This window comes from Mesorhizobium sp. WSM4935 (assembly GCF_029625735.1).
Lineage (GTDB): Bacteria > Pseudomonadota > Alphaproteobacteria > Rhizobiales > Rhizobiaceae > Mesorhizobium.
The window spans coordinates 252005-277515 of record NZ_JARTVR010000001.1; the positions used below are offsets into that span (position 1 = coordinate 252005).

The 25511-nt window shown below is 64.3% G+C and carries 23 protein-coding genes; 10 read left to right on the forward strand and 13 right to left on the reverse strand.

The features are described 5' to 3' along the window. Positions 1-180: 180 nt before the first annotated feature. The 3 genes from P9273_RS01195 (at position 181) to P9273_RS01205 (ending at position 4152) form a co-directional block, all read left to right on the forward strand. On the forward strand, positions 181-2685 hold the full coding sequence (locus tag P9273_RS01195; RefSeq protein WP_278047268.1) for a heavy metal translocating P-type ATPase: 2505 nt from the start codon (positions 181-183) through the stop codon (positions 2683-2685). Between the two features lie 42 nt (positions 2686-2727). After that, positions 2728-3117 carry a CopM family metallochaperone gene (gene copM / locus P9273_RS01200; RefSeq protein ID WP_278047269.1) on the forward strand — a complete coding sequence of 130 codons (390 nt, stop codon included), beginning with the start codon at positions 2728-2730 and terminating at the stop codon, positions 3115-3117. A gap of 189 nt (positions 3118-3306) precedes the next feature. Then, positions 3307-4152 carry an aldo/keto reductase gene (locus P9273_RS01205; RefSeq protein ID WP_278047270.1) on the forward strand — a complete coding sequence of 282 codons (846 nt, stop codon included), beginning with the start codon at positions 3307-3309 and terminating at the stop codon, positions 4150-4152. Here the strand turns inward: P9273_RS01205 and P9273_RS01210 are convergent. The 3 genes from P9273_RS01210 to mutS all read right to left on the reverse strand — a co-directional run bounded on the left by P9273_RS01210 (position 4149) and on the right by mutS (position 8079). Further along, positions 4149-4718, reverse strand: coding sequence for a TetR/AcrR family transcriptional regulator (locus P9273_RS01210; RefSeq protein WP_278047271.1), 570 nt, complete (start codon positions 4716-4718; stop codon positions 4149-4151). The genes P9273_RS01205 and P9273_RS01210 overlap by 4 nt on opposite strands. An 89-nt stretch (positions 4719-4807) precedes the next feature. Then, positions 4808-5272: a nuclear transport factor 2 family protein gene (locus P9273_RS01215; RefSeq protein WP_278047272.1), complete on the reverse strand. Its 465-nt coding sequence runs from the start codon at positions 5270-5272 to the stop codon at positions 4808-4810. A gap of 77 nt (positions 5273-5349) precedes the next feature. After that, positions 5350-8079, reverse strand: a complete 2730-nt coding sequence (gene mutS / locus P9273_RS01220; protein ID WP_442920184.1) for a DNA mismatch repair protein MutS — start codon at positions 8077-8079, stop codon at positions 5350-5352. A gap of 275 nt (positions 8080-8354) precedes the next feature. Here mutS and P9273_RS01225 point away from each other — a divergent pair, with 275 nt between their 5' ends. Beyond that, on the forward strand, positions 8355-10634 hold the full coding sequence (locus P9273_RS01225) for an NADP-dependent malic enzyme (RefSeq protein WP_278047274.1): 2280 nt from the start codon (positions 8355-8357) through the stop codon (positions 10632-10634). Between the two features lie 96 nt (positions 10635-10730). Here the strand turns inward: P9273_RS01225 and P9273_RS01230 are convergent, their stop codons facing one another. The 3 genes from P9273_RS01230 to P9273_RS01240 form a co-directional block, all read right to left on the reverse strand. Next, a complete protein-coding gene (locus tag P9273_RS01230; RefSeq protein WP_278047275.1) occupies positions 10731-11873 on the reverse strand; it encodes a porin in 1143 nt (380 codons plus the stop codon). Between the two features lie 367 nt (positions 11874-12240). Next, a complete protein-coding gene (locus P9273_RS01235) occupies positions 12241-12939 on the reverse strand; it encodes an antitoxin Xre/MbcA/ParS-like domain-containing protein (RefSeq protein ID WP_278047276.1) in 699 nt (232 codons plus the stop codon). A gap of 299 nt (positions 12940-13238) precedes the next feature. Further along, complete coding sequence (locus tag P9273_RS01240; RefSeq protein WP_278047277.1) at positions 13239-14231, reverse strand: adenosine kinase; 993 nt, start codon at positions 14229-14231, stop codon at positions 13239-13241. 346 nt (positions 14232-14577) lie between these two features. Here P9273_RS01240 and P9273_RS01245 point away from each other — a divergent pair, with 346 nt between their 5' ends. Both P9273_RS01245 and P9273_RS01250 read left to right on the forward strand, forming a co-directional pair. Then, entirely contained in the window at positions 14578-15480 is a 903-nt protein-coding gene (locus P9273_RS01245; protein WP_278047278.1) for a DMT family transporter, read from the forward strand. A 151-nt stretch (positions 15481-15631) separates the two neighbouring features. After that, complete coding sequence (locus P9273_RS01250) at positions 15632-16327, forward strand: sulfate transporter family protein (protein ID WP_278047279.1); 696 nt, start codon at positions 15632-15634, stop codon at positions 16325-16327. Here the strand turns inward: P9273_RS01250 and P9273_RS01255 are convergent. The 5 genes from P9273_RS01255 to P9273_RS01275 all read right to left on the reverse strand — a co-directional run bounded on the left by P9273_RS01255 (position 16324) and on the right by P9273_RS01275 (position 19877). Further along, positions 16324-17130, reverse strand: coding sequence for an isocitrate lyase/PEP mutase family protein (locus tag P9273_RS01255; protein ID WP_278047280.1), 807 nt, complete (start codon positions 17128-17130; stop codon positions 16324-16326). The two genes, P9273_RS01250 and P9273_RS01255, sit on opposite strands and share 4 nt — an antisense overlap. A 79-nt stretch (positions 17131-17209) precedes the next feature. Beyond that, a complete protein-coding gene (locus tag P9273_RS01260; RefSeq protein ID WP_278047281.1) occupies positions 17210-18064 on the reverse strand; it encodes a hypothetical protein in 855 nt (284 codons plus the stop codon). 62 nt (positions 18065-18126) lie between these two features. After that, positions 18127-18786 carry an HAD family hydrolase gene (locus P9273_RS01265; RefSeq protein ID WP_278047282.1) on the reverse strand — a complete coding sequence of 220 codons (660 nt, stop codon included), beginning with the start codon at positions 18784-18786 and terminating at the stop codon, positions 18127-18129. Continuing rightward, the gene (gene dut, locus P9273_RS01270) at positions 18786-19271 is read right to left on the reverse strand and encodes a dUTP diphosphatase (RefSeq protein WP_278047283.1); all 486 of its coding nucleotides are present in this window, start codon (positions 19269-19271) and stop codon (positions 18786-18788) included. The genes P9273_RS01265 and dut overlap by 1 nt, the downstream gene beginning before the upstream one ends. 135 nt (positions 19272-19406) lie before the next feature. Then, entirely contained in the window at positions 19407-19877 is a 471-nt protein-coding gene (locus P9273_RS01275) for an Lrp/AsnC family transcriptional regulator (RefSeq protein ID WP_040994450.1), read from the reverse strand. Positions 19878-19992: 115 nt separating this feature from the next. Between P9273_RS01275 and P9273_RS01280 the strand changes: the two genes are divergently transcribed. The 3 genes from P9273_RS01280 to P9273_RS01290 all read left to right on the forward strand — a co-directional run bounded on the left by P9273_RS01280 (position 19993) and on the right by P9273_RS01290 (position 22018). Continuing rightward, positions 19993-20247: a DUF6356 family protein gene (locus tag P9273_RS01280; RefSeq protein ID WP_040994452.1), complete on the forward strand. Its 255-nt coding sequence runs from the start codon at positions 19993-19995 to the stop codon at positions 20245-20247. A gap of 16 nt (positions 20248-20263) precedes the next feature. Further along, positions 20264-21067 (forward strand): class II glutamine amidotransferase, encoded by an 804-nt coding sequence (locus P9273_RS01285; protein ID WP_278047284.1) that lies wholly within the window; start codon positions 20264-20266, stop codon positions 21065-21067. Positions 21068-21217: 150 nt separating this feature from the next. Further along, positions 21218-22018, forward strand: a complete 801-nt coding sequence (locus tag P9273_RS01290; RefSeq protein ID WP_278047285.1) for a class II glutamine amidotransferase — start codon at positions 21218-21220, stop codon at positions 22016-22018. 47 nt (positions 22019-22065) lie between these two features. Here the strand turns inward: P9273_RS01290 and P9273_RS01295 are convergent, their stop codons facing one another. Then, complete coding sequence (locus tag P9273_RS01295; protein WP_278047286.1) at positions 22066-23139, reverse strand: NAD(P)/FAD-dependent oxidoreductase; 1074 nt, start codon at positions 23137-23139, stop codon at positions 22066-22068. A gap of 67 nt (positions 23140-23206) precedes the next feature. Then, a complete protein-coding gene (locus P9273_RS01300; RefSeq protein ID WP_278047287.1) occupies positions 23207-25021 on the reverse strand; it encodes a winged helix-turn-helix domain-containing protein in 1815 nt (604 codons plus the stop codon). Between the two features lie 204 nt (positions 25022-25225). On the opposite strand from P9273_RS01300, the gene P9273_RS01305 reads away from it, so the two are divergent. Next, positions 25226-25507: a DUF4242 domain-containing protein gene (locus P9273_RS01305; RefSeq protein ID WP_126079726.1), complete on the forward strand. Its 282-nt coding sequence runs from the start codon at positions 25226-25228 to the stop codon at positions 25505-25507. The last annotated feature ends 4 nt before the right edge of the window (positions 25508-25511 follow it).

Here is a 25511-nt window from a genome sequence, read left to right on the forward strand (position 1 = left end):
CTATAGCCTGTTTTCGCGGCGCTGTGTATGGGGGCCGGCGGCGCCGATTGTCATCGCGCAGCGAAGCCTCCGATCGACAATCGCACTGCCGATTTTCGCAAAAGGCGAAACCGGCCCTTGACCTTCCAGTTACTGGAAGGACTACCTCCGCCTCAATTCGAAAATTCCGAGGCATTGCTGATGACCCATTCCGACCATCACCACCACCATCATGCGCATGGCGGCACCTGCTGCTCCGGCAAGGACAGCAAGGCCGCCGACGCGGTGATTCGCGATCCTGTCTGCGGCATGACCGTCGATCCGGCGGCCGGCAAGCCGGCGGTCGAGCATGGCGGCCGGACGTTGCATTTCTGCAGCGAGCGCTGCCGCACGAAATTCCAGGCCGAGCCTGAGAGCTACCTGTCGGCCACCGATCCCCTCTGCGGCATGAGCGTCGATCGGGCGAGCGCGAAGCACTTCCTCCGTCATGAAGGGCAGGGCTTCTATTTCTGCTCCGCCGGTTGCAAGGGCAAGTTCGAGGCGGAGCCGGCAAAATATGTTGCCGGCCGGCCCGAGCCGCAGCCGATGCCGAAGGGCACGCAATACACCTGCCCGATGCATCCCGAGATCGTTCGCGACAAGCCCGGCTCTTGCCCGATCTGCGGCATGGCGCTGGAGCCGATGGGTGTGCCGTCAGGCGAAGAAGGCCCGAACCCCGAGCTGATCGATTTCACGCGCCGCTTCTGGGTCAGCGCGGTGCTTTCCGTGCCGCTCCTGATCGTCGCCATGGCTCCGATGCTGGGCTTCAGCTTCGAGAACCTCATCGACGGCCGTACGAAGACTTGGGGCGAGCTGGCGCTGGCGAGCCCCGTGGTGCTGTGGGCGGCGTTCCCGTTCTTCCATCGCGGCTGGGAATCGATCCTCAACCGCAGCCCGAATATGTGGACGCTGATCTCGCTGGGTGTGGGTGCTGCCTATTTCTTCAGCGTCGTAGCGACGCTGTTCCCGGACGTCTTCCCGCATCAGTTCCGTGGCCATAACGGAGCGGTTCCGGTCTATTTCGAGGCCGCCGCCGTCATCGTCGCGCTGGTCTTTCTCGGCCAGGTGCTGGAGCTGCGCGCCCGCGAACGCACCGGCTCGGCCATTCGCGCCCTGCTCGACCTTGCGCCGAAGACGGCGCGGCTGATCGGCGCCGACGGCTCCGAGAAGGACGTGCCGCTCGACGGCGTCAAGACCGGAGATCGGCTTCGCATCCGCCCCGGCGACGCGGTGCCGGTCGACGGCATTGTGCTGGAGGGGCGCTCGGCGATCGACGAATCCATGATCACCGGCGAACCGCTGCCGGTCGAAAAGACCGAGGGCGACAATCTTACCGGCGGCACGCTGAACAAGAACGGCTCGCTGGTCATGCGCGCCGAGAAGGTCGGCGCCGAAACCACGCTGTCGCGCATCGTCGAACTGGTCGCCAAGGCGCAGCGCTCGCGCGCGCCGATCCAGGGTTTGGCCGACCGCGTGTCCTTCTATTTTGTCCCGGCCGTCGTGCTGGTGGCCGTCATTGCCTTCATCGCCTGGGCCTTCGTCGGTCCCGAGCCCAGCCTGATCTTCGCCATAGTCTCGGCGGTGTCGGTGCTGATCATCGCCTGCCCTTGCGCGCTTGGCCTTGCCACACCGATGTCGATCATGACCGCGACCGGGCGCGGCGCGCATGCCGGCGTGCTGATCAAGGAGGCCGCGGCGCTCGAGCGCTTCGCCGCCGTCGACACGCTGATCGTCGACAAGACCGGAACGCTGACCGAGGGCAGGCCGCGGCTGACCGACGTCGTTGCGGCCGGCGACATCGAGGAGAACGAACTGCTGGGCCTCGCCGCCGCGCTCGAAAAGGGTTCGGAGCATCCGCTGGCCGAGGCGATCGTCGAGGGCGCCACCGCGCGCGGCCTGAAGCTGGCCGACGCGACCGATTTCGAAGCCGTCACCGGCAAGGGCGTTTCGGGCACGGCGTCGGGCCGGAAGGTCGCGCTCGGCAATGCGGCGATGATGACGGATCTCGGCGTCGGAACGCCGGCGGCCAATGCCGAGGCGTTGCAGGCCGACGGCAAGACGGCCATGTTCGTGGCCGTCGATGGCAGCTTCGCCGGCATCGTCGCCGTCGCCGATCCCGTAAAGGCAACGACGGCCGAGGCGATCAAGGCGCTGCATGACAGGGGCCTGAGGATCATTATGGCCACTGGCGACAATGAGCGCACGGCGAAAGCCATCGCCGGCAGGCTCGGCATCGACGATATCCGTGCCGGCCTGCTGCCGGACGGCAAGGGCGCGCTGGTGGAAGAGTTGCGCGGCAAAGGCGCTGTCGTCGCCATGGCCGGTGACGGCGTCAACGATGCGCCGGCGCTGGCCGCCGCCGATGTCGGCATCGCCATGGGCACCGGCGCCGACGTCGCGGTCGAAAGCGCCGGCATCACGCTGGTCAAGGGCGACTTGAACGGCATCGTCAGGGCGCGCACGCTGGCTCAGGCGACGATCCGCAACATCCGCCAGAATCTGTTCTTCGCCTTCCTCTACAACGTGCTCGGCGTGCCGGTCGCCGCCGGCCTGCTCTATCCGCTCACCGGCACGTTGCTGTCGCCGATGATTGCCGCGGCGGCGATGAGCCTCTCATCGGTCTCGGTGATCGGCAACGCGTTGCGGCTGAGGACGTTGAAACTTTGAGCAAAGCCCCCAGATACGAACCTCAATCACAAGGAGACCTGAATGACCCTGGCCAAGAAAATCGTGCTGCTTTTGATGGCGGCCGGAATGCTGCTTGCCGTCTTCCTCGAAAGCGTGCCGGCCTCGTCCGAGGAGATGAAGCACGACATGTCCAAGATGGCGATGGGCGCCCAGAGCCCGGCCACTACGGGCTATGAGGCGGCGATGAAAAAGATGCACAAGGACATGGCGATCAAATACACCGGCAATGCCGATGTCGACTTCGTCCGCGGCATGATCCCGCATCATCAGGGCGCCATCGACATGGCCAAGGTGGTGATCGCCAACGGCAAGGACCCCGAAATCCGCAAGCTCGCCGAAGGCGTGGTCACGGCCCAGGAGGCCGAGATCAAGCAGATGCAGGACTGGCTCGCCAAGCACCCGGCGAACTAGAGCAATTCCAGGAAAAGTGTGAGCGGTTTTCCGTCCGGAATTGCATAGGAACAAATACTTGGAACGGTTCGGCGGTTCCGCGAAACGCTGAACCGCTCTAACCCACTCCCGGGAAATCCGGGCGGCCCGGCTTTGGTCTGGATTTCCGGCCATGGCTGTGCTGCGATCCGTCCTCACGCGGAGAAAGCCATGCCCTCGTCGATCAGAACTCTGAAGCTGCCATCCGGCGAAGCCGTTCCGGTGCTGGGCCAAGGCACCTGGAAGATGGGCGAGGACCGGCGCCGCCGCGCCGATGAGGTCGCGGCGCTGAAGCTCGGGCTCGATCTCGGCATCACGTTGATCGACACCGCCGAAATGTATGCCGGCGGGGGCGCCGAGGAAGTTGTGGCGGAAGCCATAGCCGGGCGGCGCGACGAGACCTTCCTGGTCTCCAAGGTGCTGCCCTCCAACGCCTCGCGCGCCGGCGTGAAACGCGCCTGTGAGGCCAGCCTGAAGCGGCTCGCCACCGACCGCATCGATCTCTATCTGCTGCACTGGCCGGGCAGCGTGCCGCTGTCCGAAACCGTTGAAGCCTTCGAGGCCCTGAAGGCCGAAGGCAAGGTCCGCCACTGGGGCGTCAGCAATTTCGACACCGATGAGATGGAGGACCTTGTCGGTCTGCCGTCCGGCGGCAATGTCCAGACCAATCAGGTGCTCTACAACCTTTCCCGGCGCGGCCCCGAATTCGATCTGGCCCCGTGGTGCGCGGAGCACGGCATACCGCTGATGGCCTATTCGCCGGTGGAGCAGGGCGCGCTGGCGCGCAATGCCCGGCTGGAGGTCGTCGCTGCCCGCCACAACGCCACGGCCGCGCAGGTCGCGCTCGCCTGGGCGATGGCGCAGCCGGGCGTCATCGCCATTCCCAAAGCCGGCCGCCAGGAGCACCTCCGCCAGAACGCCGCCGCGCTCGACATCGCTCTGACGGCGGAAGATTTCGCCGATCTCGACCGCGCCTTCCCGCCGCCGACACGCAAGCGCGGATTGGAAATGATCTAGCCGCTTACCGGCACGCCCAGCCGCTTGCGGATCCTTCGTAAGGCGCGGGAAAACAGATCGGTATCATTGGCGGCGCGGGCAAGCGTGAGTGCGCCCTGTATGGCGGCGACGGCCTCCTCGGCGAGCGCGCTGGCTTCGCCCGGTGGATGCCCGGATCGCTCCAGCGTATCAGCGAGATGCGTGACCCAGCGGCCGAAATAGCTTCTGATCTGGTCGGCGAAGAGGTCGCGCGATTCGTCCAGCGCGAAGGCGCCGATGAGGCAAACGCGCCGTCCCGAGCGGAAATAGCTGTCTGTCGCCGCGAGCATCTGCTCGATCCCGGCCAACGGATCGGCGCTGTCGCGCAACGGTGCGAAGACATTATCCTCGAACCAGCCGTTGATGTGGGCAATGACGGCTCCCGCCATCTCTTCCTTGCCGCCGGGAAAGAAATGGTAGAGGCTTCCCTTGCCGAGCCCCGTCGCCTCGCCGATCAGGGACAAGCTGGCACCCTCATAGCCATGCTCGCGGAAAACCTCGGCAACGATCCCCAGCAACCGGTCGCGATCCGGAGCGATCCGTCGCATACTGGCTCAGCCTTCTTGTTTAATCATGATCTTTTCCGAACAGAAGGTCAGCGAAGCAAAAACCGCTTCACATTTTTCGGGATCATGCTTTAGAGCCCGAGCTCCGAAAGACCGGGATGATCATCCGGCCGGCGGCCGAGCGGCCAATGATATTTGCGCTCGCTCTCGGCGATCGGCAGGTCGTTGATGCTCGCCACGCGCCGGCGCATCAGTCCGGCGTCGTCGAACTCCCAGTTCTCGTTGCCGTAGGAGCGGAACCAATGGCCGCTGTCGTCGCGCCATTCATAGGCAAAGCGCACCGCGATGCGGTTGTCGTTCCAGGTCCACACCTCCTTGATCAGGCGATAGTCCAGCTCGCGCGCCCATTTGCGCTTGAGGAAGCCGACGATCTCGCCGCGGCCTGAGATGAATTCAGCCCGGTTCCGCCAGATGCTGTCCTCGGTATAGGCAAGCGAAACCCGCTCCGGGTCGCGGCTGTTCCAGGCATCCTCTGCAAGGCGCGCCTTTTGCGCTGCCGTTTCGGCCGTGAAGGGCGGCAATGGCGGACGGCTCATGAGATCTCCTGTCGGTTTCGGTTATCGATAACCGACATTGTACCGACTGGTACAATGAGTCAATGGCGGGTCCGGTGCTACTGCTTTGTCGCCAACCCCTTCAGCCTGTACAGCGCTTCCAGCGCCTCGCGCGGCGTCATCTCGTCGGGATTGATCGCGCCGAGCGCTTCGCCCAGCGCGTCGCTCTTGACCGGCTTCGGCGCTTCGCGCTTTACCGCCACCGAAAACAGCGGCAAATCATCGACCAGCCGGTTGGTCTTGCCCGAAACCTCGCCTTCCTCGAGCTGATGCAGCACCTCCTTGGCGCGGGCGACGACGGCTTCGGGCAGGCCGGCGAGCCGCGCCACTTGCACGCCGTAGGACCGGTCGGCCGCACCCTTGCCGACCTCGTGCAGGAAGACGACGTCGCCTTCCCATTCCTTGACCCGCATGGTGACGTTGTGGAGCCGGGGGAGCTTGCCGGCCAGCGCCGTCATCTCGTGGAAATGCGTGGCGAAGATCGCCCGGCAGCGGTTCTTCTCGTGCAGGTACTCCACCGCCGCCCAAGCGATCGACAGGCCATCGAAAGTTGCCGTGCCGCGGCCGATCTCGTCGAGGATGACCAGCGCCCGCTCGCCGGCCTGGTTGAGGATCGCCGCCGTCTCGACCATCTCGACCATGAAGGTCGAGCGGCCGCGCGCCAGGTCGTCCGAGGCGCCGACACGCGAGAAAAGCCGGTCGACGACCCCGATGTGAGCGCTTTGCGCCGGCACGAAGGAGCCGGTCTGGGCAAGGATGGCGATCAGCGCGTTCTGCCTGAGGAAGGTCGACTTACCGCCCATATTGGGGCCGGTGAGCAGCCATATCGCGCCGGCCTTGGCGCCGTCTTCCGGCGATAAGTCGCAATCATTGGCGACGAACGGACCTTCGCCGGAACGCCTGAGCGCCTGTTCGACCACCGGGTGACGCCCGCCGGCAATGTCGAAGGCGAGGCTCGAATCCACCAGCGGCCGGCACCAGCCCTCGCTTTCGGACAAGAGCGCCAATGCCGCGGACACATCCAGCACCGCAAGCGCCTCGGCACCGGCGCGGATCCGTTCGGCCTCGCCCACCACTTCCGCCGTCAGCCGGTCGAAGGCGGCGAGCTCGATGCTGAGCGCCCGGTCGGCGGCATTGGCGATCTTCGATTCCAGTTCCGCCAGCTCCGTCGTGGTGAAGCGCATGGCGTTGGCCATGGTCTGGCGATGGATGAAGCGCGCCTTGGCGGCGTCGCTTCCGGTCATGATCGAGTGGTGGTTGGCGGTGACCTCGATGTAATAGCCGAGCACATTGTTGTGCCGGATCTTCAGTGAGCGGATGCCGGTCTCCTCGATCAGCGAGCGCTCCAGCCCGGCGATCACTTTTCGGGATTCGTCGCGCAGCGCCCGCATCTCGTCGAGCTCGGCATGATAGCCGGTGCGAACGAAGCCGCCGTCGCGCTTGATCAGCGGCAGTTCGTGGTCGAGCGCTTCGCTGAGATGGCGGGCGAGTGCCTCGGGCAAGGCCTTGATCGCGGCAAGCGCCGCGGAGAGCTCGGCGGGCAGGGCGCCCACCGCGAACAATTCGGCGATCGCGCCGGCCGCCTCGAAACCGGCGCGCAGCGCCCCAAGATCGCGCGGGCCGCCCCGGTTGAGCGCCAGCCTGGACAGCGCGCGCGGCATGTCGGCGACGTTTTTGAGGCTCGCCCGCAGACCCTGGCAGAGCCGCGTCTCGGAGCGGAAGAAGGAGACCGAATCCAGTCGCGCCGCGATTGCCGCCGGATCGGTCAGCGGCGCCGTCAGCCGGTCGGCGAGCAAGCGCGCGCCGCCGCCCGTCACCGTGCGGTCGATCGCCTTGAACAGCGAGCCGTCGCGGCTGCCGGAGAGCGTCCGCAGCAGTTCCAGATTGGCGCGCGTCGCCGGATCGATGAACAGCGTCGAGCCCTGCTCCTCGCGCTCCGGCCGCGACAGCGGCGGGCGTTCAGCTTTTTGCGTCTTTTCGACATAAGCGATGGCGCCGGAAATCGCCGACAGCTCCGCGCGCGAGAAGGTACCGAAACTGTCCGGCGTCGCGACCTCGAAGAAGCGCGCGATGCGGCTTGTGGCCGAGGCCGAATCGAACAGCGACGGCGGCTGCGGATTGGCAACCCGGCCCAGCACATCGAATATCGGCCTGAGCTCCGGATCGTGGAAAACCGGCTCGGCGACGATCAGCTCGCGCGGGTCGACGCGGAAGATATCGGCAAGCAGCCGCTCGGCGCTCGTTTCAGCGACGCGGAAGGCGCCGGTCGAAATGTCGATCCAGGCCAAGGCGAAGCTCGCCTGACTGGTCGCCGCGCCGCCGCCCCTCACGCGGCCGAGCGCCATCAGGAAGCTCGATTCCGAGGGCGCCAGCAGCTTGTCCTCGGTGATGGTGCCGGGCGTGACCAGCCGCACCACGTCGCGACGCACCACCGATTTTGAGCCGCGTTTCTTGGCTTCGGCCGGATCCTCGATCTGCTCGCACACGGCAACGCGGAAGCCTTGCGCGATCAGCTTCTGCAGATAATCGTCCGCGGCGTGAACCGGCACGCCGCACATCGGGATGTCGTGGCCCTGATGCTTGCCGCGCCTGGTCAGAACGATGCCAAGGGCCTGGCTCGCCTTCTCCGCATCGTCGAAGAACAGCTCGTAGAAATCGCCCATGCGGTAGAAGAGCAGCGAATCCGGGTTCGCCGCCTTGATCTCGATATATTGCTCCATCATCGGCGTGACGCCGCCGGTGGCGGGCGCAGGCGTCGTCGTCTCCTGGGCGTCGTTGTCTGTCGGCATATGCATGTTCATGCCCGGACGCTAGCAGAAGTGGCAGCCCGGTTTAATGCGGATGGTGCGAAAAGCAGGGGAAAGCGGGCAATGGTGCGCGAGCAGGCCCGCGAGATTGCCCGGTCCAGGACGGCGGATCATCGTCACTGACGGCACTGACCATGTTGAAGCGGCTTTGCGGCGCTTGCCGGTTTACAGCCGTCGCCTGTGGCCTTAGTCCTGGAATTCCAAAGGAAAGCACCCGTCCCAAGCGGTGCCGCACAGGTGAGGAAACCAAAAGCATCATGGCCAGGAAAACCGAAAGCAGCGGCCCCTCCGTCAGTCCCGAGGAGGCGCTGGAATTCCACGCCATGGGACGGCCCGGCAAGCTGGAGATCATCGCCACCAAGCCGATGGCGACGCAACGTGATCTGAGCCTCGCCTATTCGCCCGGCGTCGCCGTTCCTGTGCGCGCCATCGCCGAGGATCCGAGCCGTGCTTTCGACTATACGACGCGCGGCAACATGGTCGCCGTCATCTCCAACGGCACCGCCATTCTCGGCCTCGGCAATCTCGGCGCGCTGGCGTCCAAGCCGGTGATGGAGGGCAAGGCAGTGCTGTTCAAGCGCTTCGCCGATGTCGATTCCATCGACCTCGAAGTGGCGACCGAGGACGCCGACGAGTTCATCAATTGCGTGCGCTTCCTCGGGCCCTCCTTCGGCGGCATCAATCTCGAGGACATCAAGGCGCCGGAGTGCTTCATCATCGAGCAGCGGCTGCGCGAGCTGATGGACATTCCCGTCTTCCACGACGATCAGCACGGTACGGCGATCATCTCGGCCGCCGGGCTGATCAACGCGCTGGAGATCACCGGCCGCGACATGAAGACCACGAAGATGGTTTGCAACGGCGCGGGCGCCGCCGGCATCGCTTGCATCGAGTTGATGAAGGCGATGGGTTTTCCGCCCGAAAACGTCATCCTGTGCGACACCAAGGGCGTGGTCTTCCAGGGCCGCACCGAAGGCATGAACCAGTGGAAGTCGGCACATGCGGTTAAGACCGATTTGCGCAGTCTCGCCGAAGCACTGGATGGCGCCGACGTCTTCCTCGGCCTTTCCGCCAAAGGCATGCTCACTCCCGCCATGGTGCAGTCCATGGCGAAGAATCCGATCATCTTCGCTATGGCCAATCCCGATCCGGAGATCACGCCGGAGGAAGTGGCCGAGATCCGCACCGACGCCATCATGGCCACCGGCCGTTCGGACTATCCGAACCAGGTCAACAACGTGCTTGGCTTCCCCTATATCTTCCGCGGCGCGCTGGATGTGCGCGCCACCACCATCAACGACGAGATGAAGATCGCCGCGGCACGCGCGCTGGCCGAGCTGGCGCGCCAGGACGTGCCGGACGATGTCGCCGCCGCCTATCAGGGCAACCGGCCGAAATTCGGCCCCAACTACATCATCCCGGTGCCGTTCGATCCGCGCCTGATCTCGGCGATCCCGCTGGCGGTGGCGAAGGCGGCGATGGAATCCGGCGTCGCCCGCAAGCCGATCCTTGATCTCGACCGCTACGCGCAGGAACTGTCCGCCCGCCGCGACCCGATCGCTTCCACCTTGCAGCGCATCTACGACCGCGTGCGCCGCCAGCCCAAGCGCATCGTCTTCGCGGAGGGCGAGGAAGAGCAGGTGATGCGCGCCGCCGTTTCCTATGTGAACCAGAAGCTCGGTACCGCGATCCTGCTCGGCCGCGACGACGTCATCAAGGACAATGCCCGCAACGCCGGCATCGACTTGAACAAGCCGGGCCTCGAGATCATCAATGCCAGGCTGTCGCGCCGCAACGGCATCTACACCGACTATCTCTACGAACGCATGCAGCGGAAGGGTTTCCTGTTCCGCGACTGCCAGCGCCTGATCAACAACGACCGCAATCACTTCGCCGCCTGCATGGTGGCGCTGGGCGATGCCGACGGCATCGTCACCGGCGTCACCCGCAACTATTCGACGGCGCTCGACGACGTGCGCCGCGTCATCGACGCCAAGCCCGGCCACCGCGTCATCGGCGTCTCGGTCGTGCTCGCGCGCGGCAGGACGGTGCTGGTCGCCGACACCGCCGTGCACGACATGCCGAACGCCGAACAGATAGCCGACATCGCCGAGGAGGCCGCGGGCTTCGCCCGCCGCATGGGTTACGAGCCGAGGATCGCCATGCTTGCCTATTCGACCTTCGGCCATCCGCAGGGCGAGCGCTCCGAGCGCGTGCAGGAGGCGGTGCGCATCCTCGACAAGCGCCGCGTCGATTTCGAGTATGACGGGGAGATGGCGGCCGACGTGGCGCTGAACCCGCGCGCCATGGCGCAGTACCCCTTCATCCGGCTGACCGGCCCGGCCAATGTGCTGATCATGCCGGCCTTCCACTCGGCCTCGATCTCGACCAAGATGCTGCAGGAGCTCGGCGGCTCGACCGTCATCGGCCCGCTGCTGGTCGGCCTCAACAAGCCGGTGCAGATCGTCTCGCTCAATGCCAAGGACTCCGATATCGTCAACATGGCGGCGATCGCGGCCTATACGGCGGGGAATTGACCGAGCTTATCGGCGTGCCCAATTCCTTATAACATCCAAAAAAGCAAAGGGCCCGCGGCATTGCCGCGGGCCCTTCTGTTTGATCGCGAGGATCGATCAGAAGTTGCGCTGGAAGCGGACGATGCCGCCGATGCTGTCTTTCTTGTCGGCGTGGGTGAAGTTGCCGTAGATGGTTGTGTCGTTGAAGCGGCCGAAGTGGTCCCAGTCGACTTCGGTCGTGATCGTGAAGCCCGGCACGATGGTGTAGGCGACGTTCGCGGCCAGAGCGATGTTCTTGTCGTCGTCAGCCGAGGCTTGGACGTTAAACGCCGTCTTTTCGTTGAACTTGTAGGTGCCGCCGCCCCAGATGGCCCAGTTGCCGCCCCACGGCTTGTATTGGGTTCGGCCGCTCGGAGCAAAGTCGTCGCTGTTGTCGGTAGTGCCGTAGCCGCCCATGACGAACAGCGTCAGTTCCTTGCTGACATTGACGTCCAGGCGGACCTTGCCGGTCACTTCCTCGTAATTGCTGTCATAGGCGACGACGCCGGTGATCGCGCCCCAGTCGCCCTTGTACTTCAAGCCGCCGACGACATGCGGGACATAGCTGTCGATCGTGTTGACGCCGGTGCCTTCTTCGAGTGAGACGACGCCCGTGATGCCGTTGCCTGCATCGAAATTGTATTGGACGACGTTGGTGTCCTTGATGCCGTAAGGAATGATCGTGTCCTGGATGACGTTGCCGGCATAACCGATGAACTGATCATATGCCGTCTCATCCTTACCGACGCGCAGCCCGCCGAGCTGGATCCAGGCGAAATTGAGGGTGGTCGTCTTGTTGCCGGCCTGCCAGCCGGAGCCGCCAAATTCGTAGTCGTTGGAGGAGTTGCCGAACTGGAAGCGGGTCTCGGTGAAGGTCTTCAACGTACCGAGCTCGGTTTCCTGGCCGGTGTAAGTCCTCAGCGTGAAACGCATGTTCTTGTAGTAGGTGTCGTGATCGCGACCGTCCATATGATCCGGCACGTTGTTGACGCCATCCAGCGTGCCGGAATCGCCGACGCCGATGTCATAGCGCAGATAGCCGCCGATGCGCAGGCAGGTCTCGGTGCCGGGGATGTAGAAGTAACCCGCGCCATAGACGTCGCAGATCTTGACGTATTCGGCCGGTTCCGGCTCGGCGACGGTCTCCGCGTCGGCGGCGCGCGCGCCCGAAACTGCGATCAGGGCCGCAGCGGAGCCGAGAAGAAGGCTCTTGATGTTCATTTTCTTGAATCTCCAGTCAAAGGTTCAAGACAGGCCTGACATGCCGTTCGGCTTTTGCCACCCCGTCCCCATCGTTGAAAAAGTCGCGCACCGGCGCCGCTTCTTCGCCTTGGACATGGCTTAATCGACCGTCACGTACAACAGAGATTGTGTCTGAAAGGCGGCTTTTTTAATCTTATGAAGGTCTTGTTGCCCAAATATCACGTCATACATTTGTAAAAGTGGCACAAATTGCACAATATATACAATCGAAACATGTAGAGAGACGTGAGAATGTACCAAATGTGCCAATTATTACAGAATTATGACAATGAGTTTGCCAGCTAATTTATAGCTCTGGATAAGGAGAAACGAATCCGGGAGAAGGTCAGGACAGGGCGCGGGCGGCGCGGACCACGTCCTCGACCATATCTTCCCTCAGCATCTCGATCGGGACGCGGCCGTCGAGCTCGGGCGAAGGCCGGCTCAACCAAAACCAGGCGAGCCTCGGATTGGCGATCGCCGAAAGCACGTCGCTGATTCCCGGAACTGGCCTGCCGTCGACGAACTGCGCCAAGGGGAAGACATGCTTGCGGCCGCCCTTGCGCAGGGCAACCACCTCGCCGCGCCTTTGCCAGCGATGCAGCGTGGAGCGCGGGATGCGGAGCTTCTCTTCCAGATAGGTCGAGCCGGCGACCTCGCCGGCCCAATCCTCGATCAGCATCGACTGGAGTTCCGCGGCTCGCTCGGTGATCGGCCTTCCCTGTTCCGGCTTTGGCAACATGCGCTCAAAGGTGGGGACAGATATGGACGAGCCGCCGCTCGCGATCCTCTCTGCCATCATGCGGAAAAAATCTGAGGCAAGGCTGCTCCACCCGCCCTTGAAGGAGCCGACCGCGAGGCGCTGTCCTTGTGGCAGGAAGGGAAGAGCCGCAGCCATGTGGCCGGCGACCTTGCTGGCCGATACCAGCACCTCGGCGTCCAGCAGGACACCATGCTGCATCAGCGCCTGTTGCACGGCTTCGGCCACCAGGCCTGCCAAGGCCTCTTGTGAAATCCCTTCAGACGGGCTCTGGAATCTGGTCATGCATCTATCTTGTGGCCCGCGCTCCTCCCCAAGCGCTGGCGGTTGCTGAAAATCTATAGCGGAAAGCAAAAATCGCCACGACAACAGGCACCGCGGCCCGGCTGCTTGCTGGCTTGCATCTTTACACCCCTGATTGGGCGCCGAAATGTCAGTCACGGAACGCCTCATTTTGCGTTCTAGAAGCCGAACGTGACAGGTCCGCGACAGCCGGCTTTGTTGAAAGGCTGTTGATGGTGACGCAACGGCACGTCTTTCCGCGGGATTCCGAAGCCAGAATCGTCGTTGCCTGCTCGGTAATTCTAAAGCAGCCCGACCTGCTCGGCCTCGCGGCGCAGGTTCTGGCGCGGACGCGGGCCGATCTGCTGGATCACCAGCCCGGCGGCCAGCGAACCGAGATCGCCGCAATCCTTGAGGCTGCGCCCGCTCGTATAGCCGTAGAGGAAGCCGGCGGCATAAAGGTCGCCGGCGCCGGTCGTGTCGACGAGTTCCTTGATCTTCGTCGCCTCTATGGTGACGGTTTCGTCGCCGCGCACGATCACCGAGCCTTTTTCGGAACGTGTGACGGCGGCTATTTTGCAATCCTTGCGGATGGCGGCGAGCGCCTCCTCGAAAGAGGCGGTCTGGTAGAGCGATTTGATCTCGTGACTGTTGGCAAAGACGATGTCGACGGTGCCCGACCGCATCAGCTCGAGGAACTCGTCACGGTAGCGGTCGACGCAGAAGGAATCCGACAGCGTCATCGAAACCTCGCGGCCTGCCGCATGCGCCAGCCTGGCGGTCTGCCGGATCGCTTCCTTGGCGCGCGGCGGATCCCACAGATAGCCCTCGAAATAGGTCACCTTGGCGCCGGCGGCCTTGTCGGCCTCGACATCCTCGGGGCCAAGTTCGACGCAGGCGCCGAGATAGGTGTTCATCGAACGCTCGCCGTCGGGCGTAACAAAGATCATCGAGCGCGCGGTCGGCGGTTCGCCCGCGAGCGGCTTGGTGTCGAACGCAACGCCCTGGGCGTGAATGTCATGGGTGTAGATGTCGCCCAGTGCGTCGTTCGACACCTTGCCGAAGAAGGCTGCCCGCCCGCCGAGACTGGCGACGCCGGCCGCCGTGTTGCCGGCGCTGCCGCCGGAAGCCTCGATCGCTGGTCCCATGCGGCTGTAAAGCAATTCGGCGCGCCTGGCGTCGATGAGGTTCATCGCCCCCTTGATGATGCCGTTGGTCTCGAGAAAGGCTTCGTCGCACTGCGCGATGATGTCGACAATGGCATTGCCGATGCAAAGCACGTCATATTCCGGCATCAAAATCTCCGCCAAGGACTGCCCCGGCTATCTGGCATGCCGGCCGGGCGCGGGTCTAGCGACTTGGCGCTGCTTTGCCTACCCTGAAAATCGTCATCATCTTCCGTGACGCCGACCTCGACGCCGATCGTTCGCCGGCTGCGGCAGCGTTCACATCGAACTGGCCTATATCGACCGTAGCTGTCCCCGCTATGGTTTCGCGGCGATCGAAACATTTCCGCGCCGCCATGGGCTAGAATTAATTCCAGGAAAACTGCGTGGCGGTTAGGTTCGGCGACCCGCCGTCGCCTTCCGTCCGGAATTGCGCAAAAACAAAGCGGAGCGTTCCCCGCAACGGAAGGCAGAAATGTCCGAAAAGACCGAAATGTCCACCGACCTCGCGCTGCTCGGCGTCCTGGCGGTGCTATGGGGCGCTTCCTATACCTTCATCAAGATCGGCGTCGAGACGATCCCGCCGGTGACCTTCATCGCCGCCCGGACGCTGATCGCCGGGGCTATTCTCCTCGCTGTCATCCGCTGGCGCGGCCTTGCCATGCCTGGGGATGCGGCGACATGGCGTCGGTTCACCTTCCAGGCCTGTCTCAACAGCGTCGTGCCGTTCACGCTGATCGCCGCCGCCGAGCGCTCGGTCGATGCCGGCCTTGCCACCATCCTCAATTCGACGTCGCCGATCTTTACCTTCTTGCTGACGGCATTGATCACGCGCCATGAGCCGGTCACGACGCGCAAGCTCGTCGGCGTCGGCGCCGGCATCGTCGGCATCTGCCTCATCGTCGGCACGCAGGCACTTGGCGGGCTTGGCCATCAATTGTGGGCGCAGCTTGCGATCGTCATCGCGACGGTCTCCTATGCGGGAGCGGCGATCTTCGGCCGCGGCTTCAAGGGCCTCGATCCGATGATACCCGCCGCGGGTTCGATGCTTTGCGGCGCGGTGATGCTTGTGCCGCTCAGCCTGATCGTCGACCGGCCCTGGACGCTTGCGCCCTCGGACGCATCGATCCTGGCCCTGCTCGGCCTGTCGGTCTTCTCGACCGCGCTGGCCTTCGTCATCTATTTTCGCCTGATCCACACGCTGGGATCGGTCGGCACCACCTCGCAGGCCTATCTGCGAGTGCCGATCGGCGTCGGTATCGGCGCCGTCTTCCTCGGCGAAAGTCTGGGATCGACGGCCTGGGCCGGCATGGCCTTCGTCGTCGCCGGCGTCGCGGCGATGACCATTCCGGCACGGCAGGTCAAGCTTGCGCGATAATGCATGTCGCCCCGCGTGTGACGCGGTTTTGGGATAACCGACATGCATCGAGACAAAGCCAAAGCGCGTCGACGCGACGCGCTTGGTTGCGTCTGGGAAGAAGCCCGCCTATCTCGGGGACGTCGTTTCTCGATAAGGGCTTGGACCTGCCGTGATCCTAGACGCCGCCCGCGCCGCCGCCAGCCGCCTGTTCTCGCCTGAATTCCGCGCCGTCTTCCTGAAGACGCTGGGGCTGACGCTGCTCGCTCTGCTGGCGCTTTGGCTCGGCCTGGAGAGCCTGCTCGAATGGCTGGCCTGGCCATGGCTGCAAACGCTGCTGCCTGGTCTGCCGTCCTGGGCCGGGTGGCTGGGCGGCATCATTGCCGGCATCGTTCTGGCTATGGGATTGGCCTTGCTCGTCGCGCCGGTGACGGCGATCGTCGCCGGCCTGTTCCTCGACGATATTGCCGAAGTGGTCGAGCGCACCGACTATCCCAACGACTCGCCCGGCCGCGCCGTGCCGGCGCTGCAGTCGCTTGTGCTGGCGGTCAAATTCTTCGGCGTGGTGGTCCTCGGCAATATCGTCGCGCTGCTCTTGCTTCTGCTGCCGGGCATCAACATTGCCGCTTTCTTCATCGTCAACGGCTATCTGCTCGGCCGGGAGTTCTTCGAGTTCGCCGCCATGCGCTTCCGCCCCGAGGCAGAGGCCAAGGCGCTGCGGCGCAAACATGCCGGCACGGTATTCCTGGCCGGGCTGGTCATTGCCCTTTTCCTGGCCGTGCCGTTGCTCAACCTTCTGACGCCGCTTTTCGCGGCCGCCATGATGGTCCATCTGCACAAGGCGGTTTCGGCGCGGCTGCCGGTTTAATCGATGTCGCCGCTGCGAAACAGTGCCTGCAGCTTGCCGAAAGGCATCGCCGCCCGGGTGAAGCCGAAAGTGCCGTCCTGCTGGATTTCGCGCGCCGCCGTTTCCAGCATGCCATAGGCGAAATTGGTCAGCCATGGTCCGAGCGAAATGCGTTTGACGCCGGCCTGGGCAAGGTCGCCGATGGTGAAGCCTGGCCGGGCCATCACATTGACCGGTCGGCTCACCGACGAGCAGATCGTGCGCACCATTTCGACGTCGCCGATGCCGGGAGCGTAGAGCACGTCGGCACCGGCCTTTTCGAAGGCCTGCAGCCGCTTGATCGTGTCGTCGAGATCGGTCTTGCCCCACAGGAAGTTTTCGGCCCGCGCGGTGAAGACGAAATCGTGCTTGAGCGCCCGGGCAGCCTCGACCGCGGCCGCGACCCGTTCAGTCGCCAGCGAGAAATCGTAGATCGGGTTGGCGGGGTCGCCGGTGTGGTCCTCGATCGAGCAGCCGGCAAGGCCGGCGGCTTCGGCTGCGAAAATGGTCTCGGCGGCCTGTTCCGGGCTGTCGCCCTTGCCGCGCTCCAGATCGGCCGAAACCGGCAGGTCGGTCGCCGCCGTCACCTCGCGGCAATGATGGATCATGGCCTCGAACGTCACGGCGCCGTCCGGCAGGCCGCGCGAGAAGGCGAAGCCGGCGCTGGTCGTCGCCAGCGCCTTAAAACCGAACGAAGCAAGAAGCTTCGTCGTGCCTACGTCCCAGGGATTGGGCATGACGAAGGTGGAGGAATGCAGATCGCGAAAAATCTTGCCCTTGTCCATGGCGGATCCTCAATCGTGATCGGGGTTGTGAGGGAAATCTATCGCGGTCGCTCGAACCGGGCAAACGAATGCGTCTGGCTCAGAAGTGTTTGGCGTTCTCTGCTGCCAATTTCTCGAAGGCGTCGGAATCCGGCACGTAACGCGACCTTGCCTCCTCCCAGTGATAGGTGACGGTAACGTCATGCGAAGCAGCCTTCGGCGCCGCCTCGTCGCAGCTTTCACCGCTCGGCTTGGTGACGTCGCTCACTGTCGCCTTGATCGCCGCATAAGGTTTTTCACTGCCGGGCGTCTGGAACGACAGGTCCTGTGTGCGTTTGTAGGCGCAGACATTCTCGTCGAACGTATTGATCTGATCGATAGGCTCGAAGCGGTCGTCGCGAACGAGGATAAGAATGGTGCTGACATAACCCTGGTTCGAATTGAAATGCATGCTCATGGTGATGAGGGCATCGTCATCCGGACCGATTGCGATCTTGCTAGGATCGCGAAAATAGCTGTTCTGGTCGGTTCCGACATTGACGGCATCGAGCAGCTTCGGCTTGCCCGAAAGATCGTAAAGCGCCAGCACCGCAAACCCTTCGGCGCTGTTTTGCGCCTGGCCAAGGTCGAAAAGCATCGTCAGCCGGTCCTTGCCACCGGCCTTGATCGCAAGCACCGCCGCGTTCGGCAGGCTGATGGTCTCGGGCGGCGAGCCGCCTTGATCGCCGCCAAGGATGTGGCGCACCTCGATGGGCGCGCTTCCCTTGTAAAAACCGTCATCCCCGGCGGCGAGATCGGGGACGACCATTTTCGCGAGGTCGAGATAGGTGACGTCCTGATGACCGGGAATGGCGCCGTTCAGCTCCGGAAAGCTGACGGCCTGGGCGTGCGCCGCGGACCAGGCACAGGGCAGCAGCAGGCACGCGAGCAGGAGTCTCGATAAAATGGAAATCACTACAAGCACCCCCCGGAAAAAAGCACGATAGCACGGACGCGTAAGGTGCGCAGCCGGTGCTTTCAGCGGATCGGCACGAGGCTCGCGAGTTCGCGCATGTCGTCGAACAGGATGCCGCCGGCCGCCGCCAGGCCGTCACGGTCGGAGAGCGGATCGGCGTGGTAGGAGAACACCCGCATGCCGGCGGCGATGCCCGCCTCGGTTCCCGCGACGCTGTCCTCGATGACGACGCAGTCGGCCGGCGCGAAGCCCATCGTCCTTGCCGCATGCAGGAAGAGGTCCGGAAACGGCTTGCCGCGGGAAACCATGGTGGACGAGAACATCGCATGCTCGAACAGCGGCAGGAGCCCGGTCTGGCCGAGCGTGATGTGCATCTTCGACACCCGCGCCGACGAGGCGACGCAGTAGGCGATGCCGGCGGCTCGCACCTTCTGGACGAAGTCGCCCACATAGGGGATTGCCTCGACGCCGTGCGAAAAAAGATCCGGCAGACCGGCGTTCCAGCGCTCGACGAAGTCGGCGCCAAGCCTGATCTCGGTCGTCTCTTCGACCTCTTTCTGCACCGAGGCCATGCTGCGGCCGGAAAAATGCTTGCGGCAATATTCGAATGTGCTCGTGAAACCGGCGGCTGTGAGCCATTCGGCGAGACGTCTGTTGGCAAGGTTTTCTGTGTCGACCAGAACCCCGTCGCAGTCGAAGATGACCAGTTTCGGAACTTGCATTAAGCGGTGCCGGTCGATCCGAACCCGCCGGTACCTCGTGTCGTGCCGCCCGCCAGCGCCCGCTCCTCGACCGTGATTTGGGTCAGGGCAGCGAAGACGATCTGGGCGATGCGCATGCCGCGCGTCACCGCGAAATCCTCGTCGCCGAGGTTGACGAGCAGGACTTTCACCTCGCCGCGATAGTCGCTGTCGACGGTGCCGGGCGAGTTGAGGACGGTGAGCCCATGCTTGAAGGCAAGGCCCGAGCGCGGCCGCACCTGGCCTTCCATGCCTTCCGGGATTTCCAGCACAAGCCCGGTCGGCACCAGCGCGCGTTTCCCCGGCAGGATGAGCAACGGCCGGTCTTCCGGCACCGCGGCGCGCAAATCCATGCCGGCGGCGCCCGCGCTCTCATAGGCCGGCAGAGGCAGGCCTTCGCCATGCGGAAGCCTGACGAAACCGACGGTGGGGCCGATGACGGAGGAAGGATGGACAGCCGTGCGCATGAGCCCACTCCTATCGGCGCGAATGCCGATTCGGTCAACTCGGCCGTGACGCTATCCAAGGCTTTCTTTGGGGCGTCACGATGACCTGAAGTGTGTTGAGATTCGGGTCAGGCCTCACCTAAAACTGAGCATGCCTCAGCGCAGTTCCACCGGCACCACGGTCGTTTCCTTGATCTCCTCCATGACGAAGGAGGCCGAGACATCCGACAGCGGCACCCTGGCGATCAGCCGCTGGTAGAGACGGTCATAGGCTTTCACGTCGGCGACACGGGCCCTCAGCACATAATCGAGGTCGCCCGACATGCGGTAGACGCCGGTGATCTCGGCAAAGCCGGTCACCGCCGCGCGAAATTTCTGCAGCCAGTCCGGATCGTGATTGGACGTACGGATTAGGACAAAAACGGAGAGGCCGACCCCTAGCTTGTCGGCATCGACCAGCGCGACGCGGCCGGTGATGACGCCATCCTCCTCCAGCCGCTTGACGCGCCGCCAGCAGGCGTTGCGCGACAGCGCCACGCGCTCCGACAACTGGTCGACCGAAAGCGTGCCGTCGCGCTGCAGCTCGGCCAGCAATCTTCGATCGATCTCATCGATTTCCGTCGGCATGTTGGGATGAATGTCCCACAAAATGGCAAAAGGCAAGGACGATTTGGGACCGATGAACCAAAGCCGTGTGGCACGATACTCATCATCGGGACTCATCCCGGCAGGAGGGATCACCATGACGACACGGTTTACGGCACTGTTCACGGCTCACCCGGAGAAGGTCGGCGAGACTTATTTCGGCCACATGGCCTTTGCCGCCTGGTTCTGTTCGCGCCTGTCGATGGCGGCGGGCGCCGCGCTCGTTCACGCTTTCTTGCCATTTCTGTTCGAAACTACGGCCAGCCGAATCGTTCGCGAGCTCTATGAGCGCACGCATAACAGGGGTTCGCATGCGGTGAAGGAGCCGAAGGCTCTCTTGGACCGCGCCTGATAGATGGTGAAATGCGATGTGCCGGTGGGCGGCCTATCTTGGTGAAGCGGTCTTCCTCGAAGACATCATCACCGCGCCCTGCCATTCGCTGATCGCCCAGAGCCACTGTGCTCAGGAGGCCAAGTCGCCGACCAATGGCGACGGCTTCGGCCTCGCCTGGTACGGCGACCGGCCCGAACCTGGGCTCTACCGCGACATCCTGCCGGCCTGGTCGGACCCCAACCTGAAAAGCCTCTGCCGGCAGATCAAGTCCGGCCTGTTCCTCGCCCATGTGCGCGCCTCCACCGGCGGCGCCACCAGCCGCATGAATTGCCATCCCTTTGTCTCGGGCCGCTGGTCGTTCATGCATAATGGCCAGATCGGCGGTTTCGAAAAGATCCGCCGCGCCTTGGAGAATTCGCTCTCCGACGAGGTCTTCGACCAGCGTGAGGGCACCACCGATTCCGAGCTCTTCTTTCTTCTGATGATCGACCAGGGTCTGGCGACCGACCCGCAGGGTGCGGTGTCGCGAGCAACCGGTCGCGTCATCGAAGCATCCCGCCGGGCTGATATCGAGCCGGCGCTGAAGCTGACGGCGGCCTTCTCGGATGGCGCGGCGGTGTACGCCGTTCGCTATGCCACCGATGGCCACGCGCCGACGCTCTATACCGGCGCCTTCGCGAAACGCGCCGGCCATTGCATCGTCTCGGAACCCTTCGACCGCAACGGTGGCGAGTGGCAGGCGATACCTCCGGCGAGCTTCGTCACCATGACCAGGGACGGCACGGGCATCCGCCCGTTTGCGCCGGCAGCGAACAAGCTGGCGCTGGTCGTCGGCTGACGCAAATCCCGAGCTGCCGCGTTCAGGCAGAGATCAGCAAAACGTAAGCGCGGCGTAAGGACGCCCAAGCTCCCTCCTGTCATCTGTGGCGCTCGACGGGCGGCGAATTCATTCGCGCTCAAAAACGCATCGACACAGGATCACAGGACAATGTGCAGATGGGCTGCCTATCTCGGCGACGCGATCTTCCTGGAAGACGTCATCGCCGCACCCTCCCATTCCCTGATCGTTCAGAGCCGCCAGGCGCGGGAGGCAAGATCGCCGACCAATGCCGATGGCTTCGGCGTGGCATGGTACGGCGATCGGCCGGAACCGGGCCTTTACCGCGATGTTCTGCCGGCCTGGTCGGACACCAATCTCAGGAGCCTTGGGCGCCAGATAAAATCCGGCCTGTTCCTGGCCCATGTACGCGCCTCGACAGGCGGCGCCACCAGCCGCGTGAACTGCCATCCCTTCGTCTCGGGCCGCTGGTCCTTCATGCACAACGGCCAGATCGGCGGCTTCGAGAAGATCCGCCGGGTGCTGGAGAATTCGCTCTCCGATACGTTGTTCGACCAGCTCGAAGGCACCACGGATTCCGAACTGTTCTTCAGGCTTATGATCGGCGAGGGGCTTTCGGACGATCCCTATGGCGCCGTATCGCGCGCCACCAGCCGCGTGATCGAGGCTGCGCGCCGCGCCGCCATCGACCCGTCCCTGAAGCTGACGGCCGCCTTCAGCGATGGTAAGGCGCTTCACGCCGTCCGCTACGCCACCGACGACCAGGCGCCCACGCTCTACACCGGCGCCTTCGCCAAGGGCGTCGGTCGCTGCATCGTCTCGGAGCCGTTCGATCGCGACGGCCGGACCTGGCATGAGATTCCGCAGTCGAGCTTCGTGACGATGACCCGCGACAACACCAGCATCCGGCCGTTCGCGCCGGCAGTCGCACGTTTGGCGATGGCGGGTTAAGGCATCGGTCCTTGCTGATCCCGGGACGGCTTTCGCCGTCCTTCGGGCTACCGGGCGAAACGCGAGAGAGCGTAAGGCCTGAGTAACGCATCGCGCTCGCCGTCGAGGATTTCGCGCGCCGCAAACAATCCCACGGCCGGTGCCAGTGTGATGCCGGAATGCGTGACGGCGATGTAGACACCGCTGACGCCTTCCGACCGGCTGACGATCGGGAAACCATCGACCGGCGTCGGACGGTAGCCCACCGTGTGGAAATCGAGCTCCAGCCCCTCCGAACCGCGCAGCATCGCTTTCGTCGCTTCGAAAAGCTCGCGAGCGGTGGCCTGGGGGTCCTCGCCCGGATCGCCGCCGCTGAAATCCGAGCCGGCGATGATGCGGCCCTCGGCCGTCTGGCGCATATGCAGCCTGTCGGCCATGACCAGGCCGTTGAGGAGCTTCTTGTAAGGGCGCGAATGCACGATCAGGCCGGGCGGCGTTTCGATCGGCAGCCTTATCCCAGCCGTCGCGGCGATCGCCGGGGTGCCGGCGCCCGATGCAATCACCACCTCGTCGGCCGCGATGATATCGCCTGAAACAGCGACGCCCGTGACCTTGCCGTCGACCAGCGCCAGCCTGTCGATGGTACCCGTGGCGATCCGCGCGCCGCGCCGTTCGGCATCGGCCAGCAGCGCCTTCGCGGTCGCCACAGGCTCGGCCACGCCTTCCTGCGCGACGTAAAGCGCAAAATCGGGAAGCACCGCCAGGTTGGGCTCGATGCGCGCCGCTTCTTCGCGCCCGACCCGCTCTACGCCATAGCCCCAGGACGAATGCTCGGCCGCATAGGCTTCGAGCTTGTCCGCGGGCAGGTCCCAGCACAGACCGCCGCACCAGGCGAGCGGCAGGCCCGGCAGGTCGTTCGCCAGCCGTTTCCATTCGGCCATGGCGCGGATGCGCAGCCGGAAATAGGTTTCCGGATTGCCCCAGCTAGCATTGATCCAGGCAAAGGAATTCGGCGTGGCGACGCCGCCGGCGCCGCTTTCTGAAATGACCGTCACCTGTGCGCCGGCTTTCGTGAGATGCCAGGCAGTCGACGCGCCGATAATGCCGGCTCCAATGACGATGACTTGCTTTGAGCTGCTCATACCGGACCCTTGAGAGAGATTTCTCCCCTCATGCCACCGCGCCGGCTGGACCTCAAGTGAGAGTCGGCTATGCGCCGCCCGCCGCTACCGCAGGCGCCCCGGCAATCAGGGCCTTCAGTTCGTCGCAGCGCCGCATGAGCCGTGAAGAGTCGACCTTCTTCGCAACCGCCAGCGCGGTGCCGAGCTCCAGCTCGGCGCCGGATCGATCGCCGATCTTGATGAGCAGCGCGGTAAGCGACAGTCTGGCGTCGGCGGCATTGATCGGCGAACCGATCTCGTTCCAGCGCGAGCATGCGATCTGCAGCTCCCGGGCGGCCTCGGCGAGGCGTTCTTCCTGCATGAAAAGCTCCGCCTTGGCTTCCGCGGTCAGCGCTTTGATGGAGGCCATCGGCCAGCGTTGCGGCTGGGTCTCCAGTTCGGCGATCACCTCTTTCGCCCTGTCGCGCCGATCGGTCCGCGCCGCCACCTTGGCCAGAGTGGCAAGGACCATGCCTCGCCGCTGCAGGGTCGGCCAGCCATTGCCCACCAGGGAACGTTCGAGGGCGTTGAAAGCGGCCTCCGGCTGTCCTTGCTCGAGTTGCAGCAGCGCAAGTCCGGGTTGCGGATCCCAGCCCGCTGCATGCGATGCACGGTAGGCCGTTTCGGCCTCCGTGAGTTCTCCGGCCGCGAGGTGGATGTCGCCCAGCACACGCAAGGCATCGCCGGTCGCCCAGGGCGCGTCGAGGGCAAGCTGGTCGAGTGCCGCACGCACAAGCGCTTCCGCCTCCTTCAGCGTGCCGTGAACGCCGAGTACTTCGGCGCGATGCAGCCGGCACGAGCCCGAAAGGTCCTCCAGGCCATGTCCCCTGCACCAGTCTTCGTAGCCGAGGGTCCACTGGTTGGCGCGCGACCAGTCGCCGAAATTCCGGCAGGCCCACAGGATGTTGCAGTAGAGGATTCCGCCGACGACCGGGTCGACGTCGCTGGACAGGCCGAGCGCGGCGGCAAGGTCCTGATCCTCCTGTCCGGCTTTGGTTTCACCGAGGCAGAGCTTGAAGAAGCCGCGATAGATAAGGCCGAGCGACTCCACGACCGGATCGTCGAGATGCCTACCGACCGCGAAGGCCTGCTCGGCGAGCGCCAGCGCCTGTTCCGGCTCGGCTTCCGCGCCCATGATGCGCGCGCCCATCCAGCACCAGAGACCGTGCTCCCTGCTGTCGGTAGCGGTATCGATCAACTGCCCGGCTCGCTTGTGCCAACCCTTGGCGACAGCAAGCTCGCCTCTCTCGAGATGGATCCTGGCAAGGGTGATTGCCGGGGAAGCCGCGCGCAAGCGCTCGCCGGCCACGCCGTAGGCCGTCACCGCGCGCGCCAGAAGCGGAATGGCTTCGGCCGGCCGGCCCATGCATTCCAGGGCCAATGCCCATTCCTCGAGATCGGCCGTCAGCAGCTCGTCGTCGGCGTCCGCTTTCGTGAAAGAGGCGGCGGCCTCATGCCATTTTCTGCCCGCAACGGCCGCGCGCGCCGACAGGATCGGTGAACCGGGGCTCGAAGGCTTGCCGCCCGCATCGGCCAGCGCCGGCCTGGTTTCCGAGGCGGCTGGCTGATCGAGGCAAATCCGGTAGCCGAAGCGGGGCAGGTTGCGCAGCGCCGTCTCCATGCCGCCCTGGCGAAGAATGCCGCGGGCAAGGCTCGCCACGCGTTGTAGCGAAGCCTCGGTCACCGTCACGCCGGGCCACAGCGTCTCAAGCAATTCGTCCTTGCTCAAGGCGCGCTCCTGGTGGCGCAGCAGGACGGCGAGGAAATCGAAGACGAGGGGCTGCACCTCGATCTCGCTTCCGGCGAGACGGAGCGCGCGCGAGTGCTCATTGAGCTCGAAGTCGCCGAAGCAATAAATTCCCATCGGCAGCAATCCCTGTAACGGCAATAGGCAAAGGATCAGAATAAGATAAGGGCGGCGTAAGGACTGTTGGCCGCCTCTTTCGTAATTCTCCGTCTGTCTGGCGGGCCAAGCTGAGAGTTTAGCTCAGCGACCCCCAGGATGTCACCGGCACCGACATGGTCGGGCGCCCGGTGGGATTTGCACCCAGATCAAGGAGATTGTCACATGCAGAAATACATCATCGAACGCGAGATCCCGAAGGTCGGCACCTTCGAGCGCGAGCAGCTTCGCGACGCGTCCAAGGCCTCGAACGCAGTCCTGGCCGAACTCGGCCCGGACATCCAGTGGGTCGAATCCTTCGTGGCGGACGACAAGACCTTTTGCGTCTATCTCGCCAAGGACGAGGCGATCATCCAGCGTCATGCCAAGATGAGCGGCTTCCCGGCGACCAAGATCACGCAGATCAAGCGCCTGTTCGATCCGACGACGGCTTACGCCGCCGCCTGACGGG